We start from the raw sequence: 17,999 nt of genomic DNA, 5'->3' as shown, positions 1-17,999 counted from the left end.
TCCATGATGCAGTCCAAACGGATCGACCCACTGCTGCGCCGCGCCCAGGAACAGGAAGACCAGATCGCGCGCGATCTGGCCGAGCGTCAGCGCGCCCTGGACACGCACCAGTCGCGTCTGGAGGAACTGCGCCGCTACGCCGAGGAATACGCCAACAGCCATATGGCCGGCACCAGCGCCGCGGCGTTGACCAACCGCCGCGCCTTTCTGGACCGGCTCGACAGCGCGGTGCTGCAGCAGGCGCAGACCGTGGAAAGCAACCGCAACAAGGTGGAGGCCGAACGCACCCGCCTGCTGCTGGCCAGCCGCGAAAAACAGGTGCTGGAGCAATTGGCGGCCAGCTACCGCGCACAGGAGAACAAGGTGATCGAACGCCGCGACCAGCGTGAGATGGACGACCTCGGCGCGCGCCGCTCGCGCCTGGCCCGCAGCGAAGATACCCACGGAGAATCCGCATGAACCCCCTGTCCGCTTTTGCCGCCGGCCTTGGCGCGCTTGCCGGCACCGGCAAGAAATCCAGCTATAGCGACCCGTCGTCCGAGCCGGACGCCGGCCAGGACCAGTTCGCGCGCATGCTCAATCCGGCCAACACGCCCAACCAGGCCCCGCCGCAGGCGCCCGAGCGCGTGCCGGCCAAGCAGGCCGCGCCCAAGCCCAGCCAGTCCGACAAGCAGCGCGACGACAACGATAACGGCGACGATGCAGCCGGCGATGCCACTGCACGGCCGCGTGCGCAGGACGGCGACAGCAAGGCTGCAAAGCCCGCCAAGTCGGGCTCCACCAAAGAATCAGCTACAGCCGAGAGTAGCTCTGCCGCAGGCACCGCCAAGACCGGCAAGAACGCAAAACCCGCGACTGCCAGCGAAGACGCACCGGCCGAGGCAGCCACGGCGACCGATTCCACCTGGCCACCGCCAGGTCTGGGCGGCTTCGGCATGGGCCTGCTGGCGCAAGCCTTACCCGGTGGTGAGGTACTGGCTGCTGCCGCAGCGGCCTTGACCGCAAGCATGGCCGGCGCAGCGGGCGGCACGGCGAGTGCAACCGCCCTGCCCACCGATGCCGCCACACCTGCCGCAACGGCAACAACCGGCACCGCCCTGCCCGCGTTGGGGGCGCTGGCACCGGCCGCCGCCGCAGGCGCCAAGCCCACCTCCGTCACCGCCTTGAGCGGCGACGCTCAAACGGCCGCGTTGATGAGCATGGCGACCAAGGCACTGGACCCAAGCGCCGATGACGCCGCCGCCACGGCGGGCCCGGACGCCCCGGCGTTCGTGCTGCCGACCACCACGGCAGCCACGCTCGGTCGCCTGCAGGATCCGGCGCCGGTGTTCAGTGCCTCGCCCACCCCGACCCCGGAGATGGGCAGCGACAATTTCGACGATGCCATCGGCGCGCGTATGAGCTGGCTGGCCGACCAGAAGATCGGTCACGCGCACATCAAGGTGACCCCGAACGAGATGGGCCCGGTCGAGGTGCGTCTGCATCTGGATGGCGACAAGGTCAGCGCCAGCTTCACCTCGGCCAACGCCGAGGTGCGCCAGGCGCTGGAACAAAGCCTGCCGCGGCTGCGCGAAATGCTCGGCCAGAACGGCTTCCAGCTGGGTCAGGCCGATGTGGGCCAGCAACAGCAGGGCCAGGCCGGCAACCGCAACGGCAGTGGGCGCGATGGCAACGGCCTTACCCTGGACGACAGCCCGCCCGTCGGAATTCCGTCGGTGGTGTTACGCCAGCGTGGATTGTTGGACGCCTACGCCTGAAGTACTGCGCCGGATCCACCCCGGCGCGACTGAAAACCGCGCGTCGGCGTGATGCGCGCGCCCCCCGCCTCCCCGCAGCGCAAGGCTTGCGGGGCTTTTCGTGTTGGCGCGCAGGCCGCGCCAGGAAACCGTCGCGGTTTTGGCATGCCAATTGCATCCACAGGGTGAGCATTCCCCTGGAGCAGACTGTGGCAGCCGCCGAAAAACCCAAGAAGACCGAAGACAAAGACGAGAAAGGCGAAAAGAAGAAGGGTGGCAAGAAGTCCATCCTGCTGATCGCCATCGGTGTGGTGGTACTTGCGGCCGCTGGCGGCGGCGCCTGGTTCTTCTTCGGCCACAAGGGCGATGAGAAGGGCGGCAAGCACGCCGCGCCCAAGGTCGCCGAAGTGCCCAAGCCGGCCCAGTACTTCCCGATGGACCCGGCGATCGTGGTCAACCTGGCCGACCCCGGCGATGGCCCGCAGTACCTGCAGGTCGAAGTACAGCTGGTCACCCGCGACCCGGAAGAACTCAAGCTCATCACCGAAAACGCCCCGGCCATCCGCGCACATCTGCTGATGCTGCTGTCGCAGACCAAGGCCACCGACGTGGCCGACCTGGTCGGCAAGCAGAAGCTGCAGAAAGCCGCACTGGTCGAAGCGCAGAAGGTCATGACCAGCGAGACCGGCAAGAAGTGCGTCGAAGAATTGCTGTTCACCAGTTTCGTTACCCAGTAAGGCACCGCCCATGAGCGTCAGCGATCTGCTTTCCCAGGACGAAATCGATGCCCTGCTGCACGGCGTGGATTCGGGCGTGGTCAACACCGAGCCGGAGCCGTTGCCCGGCGAGGCGCGCCAGTACGATCTGTCCAGCCAGGACCGCATCATCCGTGGGCGCATGCCGACCCTGGAGATGGTCAACGAGCGCTTTGCGCGGCTGTGGCGCATCGGCTTGTTCAACCTGATCCGGCGTTCGGCCGATTTGTCTGTGCGCGGCATCGATCTGGTCAAGTTCAACGAGTACATGCACTCGCTGTACGTGCCGACCAACCTCAACCTGATCCGCTTCAAGCCGCTGCGCGGCACCGGCCTGATCGTGTTCGAACCCACCCTGGTGTTCACCGTGGTGGACAACTTCTTCGGTGGCGACGGCCGTTACCACACCCGTATCGAAGGGCGCGAATTCACCGCCACCGAGATGCGCGTGGTGCAGCTGATGCTCAAGCAGACCTTCGCCGATCTGAAGGAAGCCTGGGCGCCGGTGATGGAAGTGGACTTCGAGTACATCAACTCGGAGATCAACCCGCACTTCGCCAATATCGTCACCCCGCGTGAGTACGTGGTGGTGTGCCGCTTCCATGTGGAGCTGGAAGGCGGCGGCGGCGAGATCCACATCACCCTGCCGTATTCGATGCTGGAGCCGATCCGCGAATTGCTCGATGCCGGCATCCAGAGCGACCGCAACGACCGCGACGACTCCTGGAACGTGATGCTGCGCGAGCAGCTGGACACCGCCGAGGTCACCCTGTCCAGCGTGCTGGCCAGCAAGCGCATGAGTCTGCGCCAGCTCACCGGTCTGAAGGTCGGCGACATCCTGCCGATCGACCTGCCCGCACAGGTGCCGCTGTGCGTGGAAGAAATCCCGTTGTTTACCGGCGAATTCGGCGTTTCCAATGGCAACAACGCCGTCAAGATCACCGCCGTACGCCCGCCCGGCGTGCAAGCCCCGCGTGCCGTTCCATCCCAGGACCCCAGCAAATGATCAACTCCGACATCCTCGACGCCGCGCCCGCCACCTTCGACAGCCTGCAGCCCGAGCGCGACCTCAATGCCACCGACCTCAACCTGGACGTCATCCTGGACGTGCCGGTGACGCTGTCGCTGGAAGTGGGCCGCGCGCGCATCCCGATCCGCAACCTGCTGCAGCTCAACCAGGGCTCGGTGGTGGAACTGGAACGCGGCGCCGGCGAGCCGCTGGACGTGTACGTCAACGGCACCTTGATCGCGCATGGCGAAGTGGTCGTCATCAACGACCGCTTCGGCATCCGTTTGACCGACGTGGTCAGCCCCAGCGAACGGATCCGGAGGCTGCGGTGATCGGCCTGCTGGCCACTGCCGCGCCGGTCGCGGCCAAGGCCAGCCAGGTCGGCGCGCAGGCACCGTCCTCGCCCAGCCTGTTTGGCGCGGTCTTTGCATTGCTGTTGGTGCTCGCGCTGATCGTCGGCCTGGGCTGGTTGCTCAAGCGCCTGCCCGGCAGCGGTTTCCGCAATACCGAGGGCCTGCGCGTGGTGACCAGCCTGGCAGTCGGTGCCAAGGAACGCGTGGTGGTGGTGGAGGTGAACGGCCAGCAGTTGTTGCTCGGCGTCACCGCCGGCGGCATCAGCACCTTGCACACCTTGCCCGAACCGCTGCCGCCCACGCCTGCCCCCACCCTGCCCAACTTCAAGCAACTCCCCAATTTCGCCCAGCTGCTGGCACAGAAGCTGCGCAAGGACCCGTGACATGTTCAGTCGTTGGAATCGCTGGGGGCGCAGCCTGCGCCTGATCCTGATCCTGCTGGTGATGAGCTGCCCGCTGCTGGCCGCCGCCGCACCTGCCGCCTTGCCGGCGATGGCTCAGGCCGCCGCTCCCGCCGCGGCGCCCGCTCCGGCCGGCGCCAATCAGTTGCCTTCGTTGCCGAACGTGAGCGTTGGCCGCATCGGCGACCAACCGGTAAGCCTGCCGCTGCAGACCTTGCTGCTGATGACGGCGATCACGCTGCTGCCGTCGATGCTGCTGGTGCTGACCGCCTTCACCCGCATCACCATCGTGCTGGGCCTGCTGCGCCAGGCGCTGGGCACCGGCCAGACCCCGTCCAATCAGGTGCTGCTGGGCCTGTCGATGTTCCTGACCGCGCTGGTGATGATGCCGGTGTGGCAAAAGATGTGGGGCGCCGGCCTGTCGCCGTACCTCAACAACCAGATCGATTTCTCCACCGCCTGGACGCTCACCACCCAGCCGCTACGCGCCTTCATGCTGGCGCAGATCCGCGAGACCGATCTGATGACCCTGGCCGGCATGGCCGGCGACGGTAAGTACGCCGGCCCGGATGCAGTGCCGTTCCCGGTGCTGGTGGCCTCGTTCGTGACCAGCGAGTTGAAGACCGCGTTCGAGATCGGCTTTCTGATCTTCATTCCGTTCGTGATCATCGATCTGGTGGTCGCCAGCGTGCTGATGTCGATGGGCATGATGATGCTGTCGCCGATGCTGATCTCGGCGCCGTTCAAGATTCTGCTCTTCATTTTGGTGGATGGGTGGGTGCTGGTGGTGGGCACGCTGGCAGCGAGCTTCAACGCGTCGTAGCCGCGGGGTTTGCATGCGCGCTGCACTGCCGGGATGTCTACCCGGCTTGCCGATTCGGTGTGAGGTCCCGAGGCCGAGCAGTAAACGCCAAAGCTACCGGAGAGCAAACAGCCACAACGATAGCCAGTGCAGCCAATAGCAGCCGAAGCCCACAGCTGAGCAAGAGCTAGCGGAGCCATACAACACGCGCGGCTTCGCCTCGTACCCTCACCCCAACCCCTCTCCCGCTGGAGAGGGGCTAGTGTCTGCAGATCGCACGTTCGTCAGCTCACACACCGCTGCACCAGCTCAAATCTCATTCCCGAATCCCGAATACCCAATCCCCAATCCCGTCCTTTGGCACCCCACTTGCATCAGACCCCTCCATGAGCCCTGAAATCGCCCTGACTGAATTGCGTGGTGGCCTGGTCACCGTCCTGTGGATTGCCGGGCCGATGTTGCTGGCGGTGCTGGTGGTCGGCGTGGTGATTGGTGTGGTGCAGGCTGCCACCCAGTTGAACGAACCGACCATCGCCTTCGTTGCCAAGGCCGTTGCGCTGACGGCCACCTTGTTTGCCACCGGCAGCATGCTGCTGGGGCATCTGGTGGAGTTCACCATTGCGCTGTTCCAGCGCATTCCGCATCTGATCGGTTAGCGGGATAGATCGGATGGATGCTGCCACCCAGATGGTGATCGACGGCCAGCGCGCGTTCGCGATGGTCGGGGCGATCATGTGGACGATGCTGCGCACCGGCGCGTTGCTGACCGCGATGCCGTTGATCGGCACGCGTGCGGTGCCCGGGCGGGTGCGGGTGATGCTGGCCGGCACCTTGTCGATGGTGCTGGCGCCGCTGCTACCGCCGGTACCGGAGTGGGATGGCTTTACCGCGCAGGCGGTACTCAGCGTGGCACGCGAGCTGGCGGTGGGTGCCAGCATGGGCTTCATGCTCAAGCTGATCTTCGAGGCCGGCGCGTTGGCCGGCGAACTGGTGTCGCAATCCACCGGTCTGTCGTTTGCGCAGATGTCCGATCCGCTGCGCGGGGTGACGTCCGGCGTGATCGCGCAGTGGTTCTATATCGGGTTCGGGCTGCTGTTCTTCGCGGCCAACGGGCACCTGGCGGTGATCTCGCTGTTGGTGGACAGCTACAAGGCCTTGCCGATCGGCACCGCAGTGCCGGATGCGGCCGCCTTTGCCGAAGTGGCGCCGACGCTGTTCCTGCAGATCCTGCGCGGCGGACTCACCTTGGCCTTGCCGATGATGGTGGCGATGCTGGCGGTCAACCTGGCCTTCGGCGCATTGGCCAAGGCGGCGCCGGCGTTGAATCCGGTGCAGTTGGGCTTGCCGCTGACGGTATTGCTGGGCCTGTTTCTGCTCTCCAGTTTTGCCAGCGAATTCGCACCGCCCGTGCAGCGCATGTTCGACACTGCGTTCGACGCCGCCAAAGCATTGACAACGTAAGTGTGAACTGCCTCAAGTTTTTGGCCGGCAAGCCGTCAACGCCACAGGATGACTGACGACGCCAATCGCCAGTCATCACATCCTCACTGCCACGCCTGCGGGAACCGATGCCCAACGTGTCTGCGCTGTTCGCTCGTCTTGCCATGCGCAGCATTGCGTCATGGGCATGGCTCTGCCTGCTTGTGACCGGCCTGGCCAGTATCGCGAGCGTGCAGGCGCAGAGTTACAGCTTCCGTGATTACGCCCAGGCCGATGGCCTGCAGGGCATGACCATCACCGGTCTGGTCGAGGATCGCCGTGGTGTGGTGTGGGTGGCCACCGAATTGGCGTTGCACCGGTTCGAGCGCGAGCGCTTCATTGCCGTCGGCCAGGATCAGGGCCTGGACGCGCGCTTCACCCGCGGCCTCACGCTGGATAGCGCCGGGCGCTTGTGGGTGGCCACCGCCAATGGCGTGTTCGTGCGGGACGGCGAGCAGTTCGTCCAGGTGCTGCGCGAGGGCAAGCGCATTCGCGCCGATGCCGGCAATGTGATCGCCGACTACCGCGATGGGGTCGCGGTGATCAGCGCAGGGGCGCTGCTGGCGGTAACGCCGGGCGCGGGCAAGCAATGGCAGGTGCAACCACTGCCGCTGCGAACGCCCGATGGAATCCTGCAGCCATCGGGCAGCACCCTGCTGGCCGATGGGCAGTTTCTGTGGGCGTCGTGCGGCGCTGGCGTCTGCCGTTTAGATGCAGCCGGCAAGGTGGTCGAATCCCTCTCCGAAGCCGATGGCGTGCCAGCGCGGCGCTGGCGGGTGATCTTTCGCGAACGCGGCGGTCGGCTGTGGCTGCGTGGCGGCGGCGCCATCGTGTCGCGCGAGCCGGGCGCGCGCCGCTTTCAAACCCATCCGGCCAGCGCGCACAGCAGCTTCAGCACCATGTCCGGTGCCACCACCATGGTGGAAGATGCGCGCGGACGCATGCTGACCCGCTCCGATCATGGGCTGGTGCGCTGGGACGGCACCCATTGGCACGACATCGGCCCCGACCAGGGCCTGCAGCTGGATGCCATGGTCGGCCCACTGCTGTTGCAGAGCAACGGCACCTTGTGGATCGGCACGCGTGGGCTTGGGGTGCAACGCCTGCTCGGCTACGGCAGCATCGAGCATCTGACCGAGCCGCAAGGCATGCCATCGGCGCCGACCTGGGCGATGCAGCGCCTGCCCAACGGCATGCTCGCGGTTGGTGCCGATGGCGGCGCCGCCCTGCTGCCCCGGCATGCCCAGCGCGCCCAGCCGTGGCTGCTGGAAAGCGGCAAGCCGTTGTCGCAAACGCTCAGCCTTGCGGTGGCACCGGATGGCGCGGCCTGGGTGTCGTACTTTTCCGGCGCCATTGCCCGGCGCGATCCGCACACCGGGCTGACCCGCGTGGTGATGGACATGCCCAGGCCGGGCTACAAGTTGCTGTTCGACAACGCCGGTTCGGTCTGGATCTCGACCCCGCGCGGGCTGGCACGCGGTCAGACCACCCCGCCCTATGCGCTGAACTTCGAGCCGGCGCTGCAAGGCAAGTTTGTCGGCGACATCGATGTCGACCGCCAGGGGCGGCTGTGGGCGGCGACCGGCGACGGGCTGTATCGCCGCGAGGGCACGCAGTGGGTGCGCGTGCCGGTGCGCGGCTCGCTGCCCAGCCAGGACATGTTTCAGATCGACTTCGCACCCGATGGCGAAATCTGGCTGTCGCTGCGTGAAGCCGGGCTCTGGCACGGTCGCCTGCAAGCCGACGGCGGCTTATCGGTGCAAACGGTCGACGACCCGCTGATCTCCAAGGTGATGCCCTTCATCCTGCGCCACGACCGCAAGGGCCGGCTGTGGGTCGGCAGCAGCCAGGGGCTGGATCTGTATCAGCAAGGCCGCTGGTCGCGTATCACGCGCAGCGAGGGCCTGCTGTGGGACGACCTGTCGTCCAACGCGTTTCTGGAAGACGACGACGGCAGCCTGTGGATCGGCAGCAGCCGCGGGCTGAGCCACTTGCTCGACCCGCAGCGGTTGTTCGCCGCACAACCGCTGCAGGTGGAGATCGCGCACGTGCGGCGCGGCACCGAGACGGTACGCGCCGGGGCGGCGCTGGAGTGGTCCGACATTCCGCTGGATATCGATCTGGCCACGCCGGGTGTGGAGGGCGGCGCCGACCGGATCAGCTTCCGCTACCGGGTGGAAGGCCATCAGGCGCGCTGGACCACCACCTCGCTCAGCCATCTGACCTATCCGCTGCTGCCGCCCGGCACCTACACGCTGGAAGTGCAGGTGCTGGATGCCTATCAACGCAGCAGCAGCCCGATCACGCGCTTTCGTTTTGTGCTGCATCCGCCATGGTGGCGTGGCATTCCCGCGTTGATCGGCTACGTGCTGCTGGGCATCGCGGCGGTGATCGTGCTGCTGCGCTGGCGCACGCGCAAACTGCTGCGGCGCAAACGCGAGCTGGAGCAACTGGTGGCCGAACGCACCGCCGAGCTGGAGCAGGACAAGCGCGAGCTGGAAGTCGCGCGCGCCGAACTGGCGCTCAAGGCCACCCACGACGAGCTGACCGGCCTGCTCAATCGCGCCGGCATCTTGCACGCGCTGCGCGGCATGCTGGCGCGTGCCACGGTCCAGGCGCAGCCGTTGGCGGTGGTGCTGATCGACCTGGATCACTTCAAGCTGGTCAACGACCAACACGGCCATCTGGCCGGCGATGCGGTGCTGGCTGAGGTCGGCCGGCGCCTGGATACGTTGGTGCGCGGCGACGACCGGATCGGCCGCTACGGTGGCGAGGAATTGCTGGCGCTGCTGCCCGGTCTGAATGCCGACTCCACGCATCGCTTGCAGGCCTTGCATCGCGGCATCTGCGGCGATTACCCGATCGACGGCAGCGTGCTGGCGGTGACCTGCTCGATCGGCGTGGCCTGGTTTCAGCCGGGCGAAACCCTGGAACAGTTGCTGGCACGCGCGGACGCGGCGCTGTATCGCGCCAAACGCAGTGGACGCAATCGCATCGACTACGACCACACCGCGTCTGGGCACGCCGCTGAGAGTTGAGCGTTAGCGCCGAAGCGCCTTGAAATACATCGAAAGCGGCGTTCCAGCGAACGCACAACTCGATTCGACTGCGCTGCCGGCAAACCGATGCCAGCGCCTGTCGAGCTCGCATGCAATGGACTGCCGGGCGGCAATCACGCCATCGTGTTGCTGCGCGCATTAAAGAAACACGCGTGAACAGCCGTTAGTCGGTTTACTGCGGCCTACTATGGGGGCCGCCCATGGCAAGCGTGAGACACCCGCGCAAGGCGCGGACCACACCTGCCGACGCGTGGGAGAGTGCAACGCTCGTGGGGTGTGAGTACCGCCAGTGGAGGTCGTCGAGCCGGCGCGCGCCGTTTGCCGCGGTGTTGCTGTTGGCGTTGCTGTCGTTGGCCGATCTGGCCGGCGCGCAGACCGCAAGCATTCGCCGCTACGCCCATGACCAGGGTCTGCTCGGGCTGGCCGGCACCTGCCTGCTGCAGACCCGCGCCACGTTGCTGTGGGTGTGCACCGAAAGCGGCCTGTATCGCTTCAATGGGCGCAGCTTTCAGCAGGTGGTGCTGGATGGCCTGCGCAACGAATCGATTAGCTCGATGACCGAAACCGCCGACGGTACGTTGTGGGTGGCCGGCTTCCAGACGCTGTTCGTCGGCAACGAACACGGCTTCCGCAGACTGGCGCCGTACGAGGCCGAGCATCTGCAGGAAGGCATGCTGCTGGCCAGCCCGCCGTGGGGCACGGTGCTGGCCAATGGCGGCACGCTGGAGCGGCTGAGTGCACGCGGCAACGGCCGCTGGCATAGCGAACCGCTGCTGGATACCGCCACCCGCGTGCGCGTGCCCGAGTTGTCCAAGGTGTTGAGCCTGTCGGTGGATGGCGACACCTTGTGGGCCGGCTGTGCCAAGCGGCTATGCGCCATCGATGCGCAGCGCAAGGTGCAGGTGTACGGGCCCGAACAAGGCGTGCCGGAAGATCGCTGGTACAGCGTGCTGCGCGACCACGACGGCGCATTGTCGGTACGTGGCACCGGCACCCTGCTCTACCGCGCACCGGGCGCAAGCACCTTCAGCGTGCGGCCGCTGCCGTTGCTGGATGGCAGCACCGTCGGGCAACAGGCGCCGCTGGTGCTCGACCGCGAGGGACGTGTGCTGGTGCGCCGCAACGACGGACTTGTGCGCTGGGAAAACGGCCAGTGGCGCAGTTTCGGCACCGAGAACGGGCTGCCGCCGGGCAGCAGCGATGCCATCGTGGTGGACCGCGACGGCGACATCTGGATGACCGTGGACGGCGAAGGCCTGGTGCGCTGGGCCGGCTACGAGTGGATCGAGAACTGGGACGCCTCGCAAGGCATGCCGGTTGCGCCGACCTGGTCGATCGCCCGCGATGCGCAGGGCGCGCTGCTGGTCGGCAACGAACATGGCGTAGGTCGCCAGGCCGACCCGAAAGGGCGCTTCGTTGCTGCGTTACCCCACTCCGGGATCCAGATCGTGGGCATGGCGCGCAGTGCCGACGGCAGCCTGTGGACGCTGAACTCGGCCGGCTTCGTGCGCCGCAACTGGCCGGATGGCCGCAGCGCCGAGGTCGCCAAACTTCCGCGTACCGGGCGGCGTCTGATCATCGACCGCCAGGGCCGGCTGTGGGTGCTCACTGCCGGTGGCCTGTTTGCGCTCGAACGGCCGCTGGACGGCGGCACGTTGCACCTGGTGAGCCAGATGCCGGCCATTGCCTACACCGATATCCAGCAGACTGCCGACGGCACGTTGTGGGTGTCCAGCGCCAATGGCCTGTTCCGGCTGCAGGGCGCGCACTGGTCGAAGGTGAAGGTCAAGGTCAATGGCGGCGCCTCCGATCCGTGGATCAGCAAATTCCATATCAGCGACAGCGGCGAAGTGTGGCTGGCGTTCTATCGCGCCGGGCTATGGCACGGCCTGTTGCTGGACGAAGAAGTGGATCTGCAGGCGGTCAGCGATGAAGCGCTCGCCGACGTCAGCGTGTACCAGTTACGCGGCGACAGCGTCGGCCGGGTCTGGGTGGGTCACGCACGCGGCGTGGAGGTCTACGACGGCGAGCATTGGGCGCATCTGTCGCAGTCGCAGGGGCTGTTGTGGGACGACGTGTCCGAAGCGGCGTTTGCCGAAGATCCCGATGGCTCGGTGTGGATCGGCACCGCGCGCGGGGTGAGCCATCTGCGCGACCCGGCGCGCCTGTTCGATCAGCGCCAGCCCAGCGTGCGTATCGACAGCGTCAGCCGCGGTGGTGTGCCGGTGCAGCGCGGCCAGTTGCTCGCCTGGAGCGACAGGCCGTTGCATATCGAGCTGTCCAGCATGGAGGTCTACGACGACCCCAGCCGGCTCACGGTGCGCTATCGCCTGCTCGGTCTGCACAACGAATGGATCCAGAGCGACACGCTGTCGATCGACCAACCGCCGCTGCCGTCCGGGCATTTCCGCCTGCAGGTGCAGCTGCTGGACCGCTACCGACGCACCACCTCGCCGATCGCCGACCTGCCGTTCGCAGTGGCGCCGCTGTGGTGGCGCAGCCCGCCGGCAATCGCGCTGTATCTGCTGATCGGCAGCGCCCTGCTGGCCGGTTTGTGGCGCTGGCGGCACCGTCATCTGGTCGCGCGCGAGCGCATGCTCGCCGAGCTGGTCGCCGAGCGCACCTATCAGCTGGAGCGTGAAAAACGCGAGCTGGAAAGCGCCCGCGCGGCGCTGGCACTGAAGGCCAGCCACGACGCGCTGACCGGCCTGCTCAATCGCTCCGGCGTGCTCGAGGCGATGGCCGAAGAACTGCAGGCCTGTGCCCACGGTGCGCATCCGCTGGCGGTGGTGCTGATCGACCTGGACCACTTCAAGCTGGTCAACGACGAACACGGGCATCTGGTCGGCGATGCGGTGCTGGCCAAGGTCGGCGCGCGGCTGACCGCCTGCCTGCGCGATTCGGACCGCGTGGGCCGTTACGGCGGCGAAGAATTGCTGCTGTTGCTGCCGGGCATGTCGCAACACAGCCAGCACCGGCTGCGCGCCATCCACGAAAAGCTCAGCGTGGCCCCGTACCAAGTGGGCACCGCCCGCCCGCTACCGGTGACCTGCTCGGTCGGTGTGGCCTGGTTCCGGATCGGCGACACGGCGGCCACGCTGCTGGCGCGCGCCGACGAGGCGCTGTACCGGGCCAAGCGGTACGGACGCAATCGCATCGAACCGGAGGAGCCTGCGTCGTCGGTGGCATGAGCAGTCACTCCCATCACCCCAGTGCCGCGAACGGCTGCCGGGCCGATGTGCGCGATGTGCCGCAACCGCCGTGCATGCGTGCGCGCTGCATCCGGGCCGACGGCACGGCTGCCGCGCATCTCGCACCAGCGAGTCTCTGCGTCGCCACAACCGGCGCGCAGTTGCCATTGTCATGGCTGACCGCAGTAGTGGTGGTGGTGACGCTGGCCTTGCTGGTGTTGGCGCTGGTGATCTCGGTGCTGTCGCGGCGCTTCCAGCAGCGCACCGATGTGCTGGCGCAATCGCTGGCGCAGGCCAATGCCGAGCTGGTGCTGGCCGCGCTGCACGACCCGCTCACTCGCCTGCCCAACCGCGTGCTGCTGCACGAACACGTGCTGCAGAGCATCGACCGCGCCCAGCACGACGGGCAGCGCTTTGCGGTGATGCTGATCAATCTGGATGGCTTCAAGGCGGTCAACGACGGCTACGGGCACCAGTTCGGCGACCAGCTGCTGGTCGCGGTGGCCGGGCGTATGAGCGCGCACCGCCGCGCCAACGGCAGCCTGGCGCGGTTGGGCGCCGACGAGTTCGCGCTGGTGTCCGACATCGCCGACCCCGAGGACGCCGCCGCGATCGCCGCGCATCTGCTGCAGGCGCTGGCGGTGCCGTTCCTGGTCGGCGACCAGGAGCTGCGCCTGAGCAGCAGCGTCGGCATTGCGCTATATCCCGAAGACGCCGGACCGGACGACGCCGGCAGCGAGCATCAGCTGATGACGCATGCCGATGCGGCGATGCGCCACGCCAAACAGGCCGGGCGCAACCGCTACAGCTTCTTCGAGCGCTCGATGACCGGCACCACCCGCGAGCGCCTGCAGCTGCTGCAGGATCTGCCGCGCGCGCTGGAGCTGGGCCAGTTCGTGCTGCATTACCAACCCAAATACTGCGCCGAGGATGGCCGCCCGATCGGCGCCGAGGCGCTGATCCGCTGGCAACATCCCGAACGCGGCCTGGTGCCGCCGGACAGCTTCATCCCGCTGGCCGAACGCAGCGGCATGATCGGCCCGCTCGGCAGCTGGGTGCTGCAGCAGGCCTGCCGGCAGATGCGCGCCTGGCGCGAGGCCGGGCATGGCGACTGGCGGGTGGCGGTGAACCTCTCGGCCACGCAGCTGGCCTCGCCCAGCCTGCTGGACGAAGTAGCCACCACCCTGGCCGAGCATCTGATTCCGCCTGGCCAGCTCACCCTGGAAATCACCGAAACCATGGCCATGCGCGACGCCGACGCCTGCCTGCGCACGCTCGGCCAGCTCAACGCGCTGGGCGTGCGCATCGCCATCGACGATTTCGGCACCGGCTATTCCAACCTGCTCTACCTGCGCAAGCTGCCCGCGCACGAACTCAAGATCGACCGCAGCTTCGTGCAGGCGATGGACACCTGCCCCGAAGACATCGCCATCGTCGCTGCTGTCGTGGCGCTGGCCCACACCATGCGCCTGCAGGTGGTGGCCGAGGGCGTGGAGACCACTGCCCAGCGCAACACCCTGGAACGGCTGGGCTGCGACCAGCTGCAAGGCTATCTGCTGGGCGCGCCAATGGACGCAGAGCGCTTTATCGCAACAGTGGTGGCCCAGCGCGATGGCGTGCGCCGCCAGGCCAGCTGAGCAAAAAGCATCAAAAACGACCGTAGACCTGCATCCACGCTCGACGACCCGCCAACCGAGCCGAGCCCCAGCCTGCAGTTGGTCAGCCCTCGCGCCCGATTCCCGACCTGCGGCCCTCCCGCTAACCACCCAACTACAACACCCCGCCAGCGGCTCCACGCGCGGCCGCTGCGTCCCGATTCCCCAATCCCAGCCCCACCAATCTGGAACGCCGCTTGCATGAGGCAGGGCTGACAAGTCACCGGCACCTCCATGTCCGAGTCCGAAGACGGCGGCGAACGTACAGAGCTTCCCACCGAAAAACGCCTGCGCGAAGCCCGCGAGCAGGGCAACATCCCGCAGTCGCGCGAGTTGTCCACCGCTGCGGTGTTCGGTGCCGGCGTGTTCGGACTGATGGCCCTGGCCCGCGGCATCGGCGATGGCGCCAGCGTCTGGATGAAGACCGCGCTGAGCCCGGACCCGAAAATGCGTGAAAACCCGATGGCGCTGTTCGGCCACTTCGGCGACCTGCTGCTGCAACTGTTGTGGGTGATGGTGCCGCTGATCGGCATCTGCCTGGCCGCCGGCCTGGCCGGCCCGCTGCTGATGAGCGGTCTGCACTTCTCCGGCAAGGCGATCATGCCCGACCTCAACAAGCTCAACCCGGCCAACGGGATCAAGCGCATGTGGGGCAGCAATAGCCTGGCCGAGCTGGTCAAGTCGGTGCTGCGGCTGCTGTTCGTCGGGCTGGCCGCCAGCCTGTGCATCTCCAAGGGCCTGCACGGCCTGCGCTCGCTGGTGAACCAGCCGCTGGAACAGGCCGTGGGCAACGGTCTGGACTTCACCAAGAGCCTGCTGTTCTACACCGCCGGTGCGCTGGTGCTGCTGGCCGCCATCGACGCGCCGTACCAGAAGTGGAACTGGATGCGGAAGCTCAAGATGACCCGCGAAGAGATCAAGCGCGAGATGAAGGAAAGCGAGGGCAGCCCGGAGGTCAAGGGCCGCATCCGCCAGATGCAGATGCAGATGTCGCAGCGCCAGATGATGGAAGCGGTGCCCAAGGCCGACGTGGTGCTGATGAATCCGACCCACTACGCGGTGGCGCTCAAGTACGAGGGCGGCAAGATGCGCGCCCCGATCGTGGTGGCCAAGGGCGTGGACGAAATGGCCTTCCGCATCCGCGAAGTCTGCGAACAACACCGGGTGGCGATCGTCACCGCCCCTCCTTTGGCACGCGCCTTGTATAGAGAAGCTCAAATTGGCAAGGAAATTCCCGTGAGACTCTATTCGGTCGTGGCCCAGGTGCTGTCCTACGTCTACCAGTTGCGTGGCTGGAACGGCGGCCCGATGCCGGAATTGCCTTCCCTCGAAGTGGATGAGTTCGGCAAGGGAGCCAGCGCATGAGCGCCCAACCCGCACCGCTGAATGCCCGTCGCATCATGGAGTTGCTGCGCAACGGCCTGGGCGCCCCGCTGGCGCTGATGGCCATGCTGGCCATGCTGATGGTGCCGCTGGCCGCACCGGTGCTGGATGCCTTGTTCACCTTCAACATCGCCATCTCGCTGATGGTGCTGCTGGCGGTGATCTACGTGCAGCGCCCGCTGGAATTCACCATTTTCCCGATCGTGCTGTTGATGACCACGATGCTGCGCCTGGCGCTGAACGTGGCCTCCAGCCGCGTGATCCTGATCAACGGCCAGGACGGCCACGCCGCGGCCGGCAAGGTCATCGAGGCGTTCGGCCAGTTCGTCATCGGCGGCAATTACGCGGTGGGTATCGTGGTGTTCGCGATCCTGACCATCATCAACTTCGTGGTCATCACCAAGGGTGCCGGGCGCGTGTCGGAAGTGACCGCGCGCTTCATCCTGGACGCCATGCCCGGCAAGCAGATGGCCATCGACGCCGACCTCAACGCCGGTTTGCTGACGCGTGAGGAAGCCAAGGCCCGCCGCGAAGAAGTGCGCGAGGAAGCCGACTTCTACGGCGCGATGGACGGCGCCAACAAGTTCATCCGCGGCGATGCCATCGCCGCCATCATGATTTTGTTCATCAACCTCATCGGCGGCATGGCGGTGGGCATGTTCCAGCACGGCATGAGCTTTGTGGATGCCGCGTCCACCTACACCCTGCTGTCGATCGGTGACGGTTTGGTGGCGCAGCTGCCGGCCCTGCTGGTGTCGTCCTCGGTGGCCTTGCTGGTGACCCGCGCCTCGCGAGCGCAGGACATGCGCGGCGCCATGATCAGCCAGGTGTTCGGCCAGCACCGCGCACTGGCGGTGGCCGCGGCCATCCTGGGCCTGGTCGGCCTGGTGCCGGGCATGCCGAACGTCGCGTTTTTGACGCTGGGCCTGATCCTGGGCGTGATCGCCTGGAAAATGTACAAGCGCAGCCTGGTCATCCCGCCCACCGGCGACCCCGCCACCGACCCCAAGGCCGCCGCCGCGGCCACTGCCGCCCAGGCCAGTTCGGAGCTGAGCTGGGACGAGCTGCGTCCGATCGACCCGCTGGGCCTGGAAGTGGGCTACCGGCTGATTCCACTGGTGGACAAGAACCAGGGCGGCGAATTGATGGCGCGCATCAAGGGCGTGCGCCGCAAGCTCACCCAGGACATCGGCTTTCTGGTGCCGCCGGTGCATATCCGCGACAACCTGGAGCTGTCGGCCAACGCCTACCGCCTGCTGGTGCACGGCGTGCCGGTGGCCACCGCCGAAATCTATCCCGATCGCGAACTGGCGCTGGACCCGGGCGGTGCACTCGGCCAGCTCGACGGCATTCCCGGCAAGGACCCGGCATTCGGCCTGGACGCCACCTGGATCCAGCCGCATCAGCGCGCCTATGCCGAATCGATGGGCTACACCGTGGTCGATCCGGCCACCGTCATTGCCACCCACCTGTCGCACCTGATCCGCGAACACGCCCCGGAACTGCTCGGCCACGAGGAAGTGCAGCAACTGCTGGCAACCCTGGCCAAGACCGCGCCGAAGATGGTCGAAGACCTCACCCCCAAGGCGCTGCCGCTGTCGGTGGTGGTGCGCGTATTGCAGAACCTGCTGATCGAGCGCATCCCGGTGCGCCAGCTGCGCAAGATCGTCGAAGCGCTGGTCGAACATGCCCCGCACAGCCAGGACCCGACCACCCTCACCGCCGCAGTGCGCACCTCGCTGGGCCGCTTCATCGTGCAGGAGATCGCCGGCATGTCGGCCGAACTACCGGTCTACACGCTGGCCCCGCAGCTGGAGCGCGTGCTGCAGGAATCCACCCACGGCAACGGCGTGGCACTGGAACCCGGCCTGGCCGAGCGCCTGCACCAGAGCCTGGCCGATTGCGTCGGCAAGCAGGAAGCCCGCAACGAACCGGCAGTGGTGCTGGTACCCGGCCAGGTCCGCGCTGCGCTGGCCCGCCTGGTTCGCCATAGCGTGCCGACCCTGTCGGTACTGGCGTACAGCGAAGTGCCGGAAGACAAGCGCCTGAAGCTGGTAGGCACGATCAGCTGATGACTTGACGCATCGCACGCACGCACGCACGCACGCACGCACGCAGCGTCCTTTTTTTCAACCGTCTCCGCAATGCCAGACCCGGCTGCACTCCTCTATGATGA

At 66.8% G+C, this 17,999-nt stretch carries 14 protein-coding genes; all 14 read left to right on the top strand.

Features of this window, described 5'->3' with window-relative positions:
- Positions 1-3 precede the first annotated feature (3 nt).
- Positions 4-459, top strand: coding sequence for a flagellar export protein FliJ (gene fliJ / locus XcyCFBP4188_RS04225; protein WP_104591685.1), 456 nt, complete (start codon positions 4-6; stop codon positions 457-459).
- A complete protein-coding gene (locus XcyCFBP4188_RS04220; protein ID WP_006449780.1) occupies positions 456-1,757 on the top strand; it encodes a flagellar hook-length control protein FliK in 1,302 nt (433 codons plus the stop codon). Before fliJ ends, XcyCFBP4188_RS04220 begins: the two co-directional genes overlap by 4 nt.
- Before the next feature lie 164 nt (positions 1,758-1,921).
- Positions 1,922-2,473: a flagellar basal body-associated FliL family protein gene (locus XcyCFBP4188_RS04215; protein WP_006449779.1), complete on the top strand. Its 552-nt coding sequence runs from the start codon at positions 1,922-1,924 to the stop codon at positions 2,471-2,473.
- 10 nt (positions 2,474-2,483) lie between these two features.
- The gene (gene fliM / locus XcyCFBP4188_RS04210) at positions 2,484-3,497 is read left to right on the top strand and encodes a flagellar motor switch protein FliM (RefSeq protein ID WP_006449778.1); all 1,014 of its coding nucleotides are present in this window, start codon (positions 2,484-2,486) and stop codon (positions 3,495-3,497) included.
- A complete protein-coding gene (gene fliN / locus XcyCFBP4188_RS04205) occupies positions 3,494-3,832 on the top strand; it encodes a flagellar motor switch protein FliN (protein ID WP_006449777.1) in 339 nt (112 codons plus the stop codon). Before fliM ends, fliN begins: the two co-directional genes overlap by 4 nt.
- Positions 3,829-4,236: a flagellar biosynthetic protein FliO gene (gene fliO / locus XcyCFBP4188_RS04200; RefSeq protein WP_006449776.1), complete on the top strand. Its 408-nt coding sequence runs from the start codon at positions 3,829-3,831 to the stop codon at positions 4,234-4,236. The genes fliN and fliO overlap by 4 nt, the downstream gene beginning before the upstream one ends.
- A gap of 1 nt (position 4,237) precedes the next feature.
- Entirely contained in the window at positions 4,238-5,077 is an 840-nt protein-coding gene (gene fliP, locus XcyCFBP4188_RS04195) for a flagellar type III secretion system pore protein FliP (protein WP_104591684.1), read from the top strand.
- Between the two features lie 365 nt (positions 5,078-5,442).
- Positions 5,443-5,712: a flagellar biosynthetic protein FliQ gene (locus XcyCFBP4188_RS04190; protein WP_005917968.1), complete on the top strand. Its 270-nt coding sequence runs from the start codon at positions 5,443-5,445 to the stop codon at positions 5,710-5,712.
- 13 nt (positions 5,713-5,725) lie between these two features.
- Positions 5,726-6,517 (top strand): flagellar biosynthetic protein FliR, encoded by a 792-nt coding sequence (fliR, locus tag XcyCFBP4188_RS04185; protein ID WP_104591683.1) that lies wholly within the window; start codon positions 5,726-5,728, stop codon positions 6,515-6,517.
- A gap of 107 nt (positions 6,518-6,624) precedes the next feature.
- Positions 6,625-9,573, top strand: a complete 2,949-nt coding sequence (locus XcyCFBP4188_RS04180) for a ligand-binding sensor domain-containing diguanylate cyclase (protein ID WP_104591682.1) — start codon at positions 6,625-6,627, stop codon at positions 9,571-9,573.
- A 290-nt stretch (positions 9,574-9,863) separates the two neighbouring features.
- The gene (locus XcyCFBP4188_RS04175; protein ID WP_167393502.1) at positions 9,864-12,785 is read left to right on the top strand and encodes a diguanylate cyclase; all 2,922 of its coding nucleotides are present in this window, start codon (positions 9,864-9,866) and stop codon (positions 12,783-12,785) included.
- Between the two features lie 74 nt (positions 12,786-12,859).
- Positions 12,860-14,422, top strand: a complete 1,563-nt coding sequence (locus XcyCFBP4188_RS04170; protein ID WP_104591710.1) for a putative bifunctional diguanylate cyclase/phosphodiesterase — start codon at positions 12,860-12,862, stop codon at positions 14,420-14,422.
- 252 nt (positions 14,423-14,674) lie between these two features.
- Positions 14,675-15,805, top strand: coding sequence for a flagellar biosynthesis protein FlhB (gene flhB / locus XcyCFBP4188_RS04165; RefSeq protein WP_104591680.1), 1,131 nt, complete (start codon positions 14,675-14,677; stop codon positions 15,803-15,805).
- The gene (flhA, locus tag XcyCFBP4188_RS04160; protein ID WP_023903920.1) at positions 15,802-17,895 is read left to right on the top strand and encodes a flagellar biosynthesis protein FlhA; all 2,094 of its coding nucleotides are present in this window, start codon (positions 15,802-15,804) and stop codon (positions 17,893-17,895) included. Before flhB ends, flhA begins: the two co-directional genes overlap by 4 nt.
- The last annotated feature ends 104 nt before the right edge of the window (positions 17,896-17,999 follow it).

It is taken from the genome of Xanthomonas hortorum pv. cynarae (assembly GCF_002939985.1).
Taxonomy (GTDB): Bacteria; Pseudomonadota; Gammaproteobacteria; order Xanthomonadales; family Xanthomonadaceae; genus Xanthomonas; species Xanthomonas hortorum_D.
The sequence above is the reverse complement of the archived record's forward strand: the minus strand, read 5'-3'. Positions and strand labels throughout refer to the sequence as shown.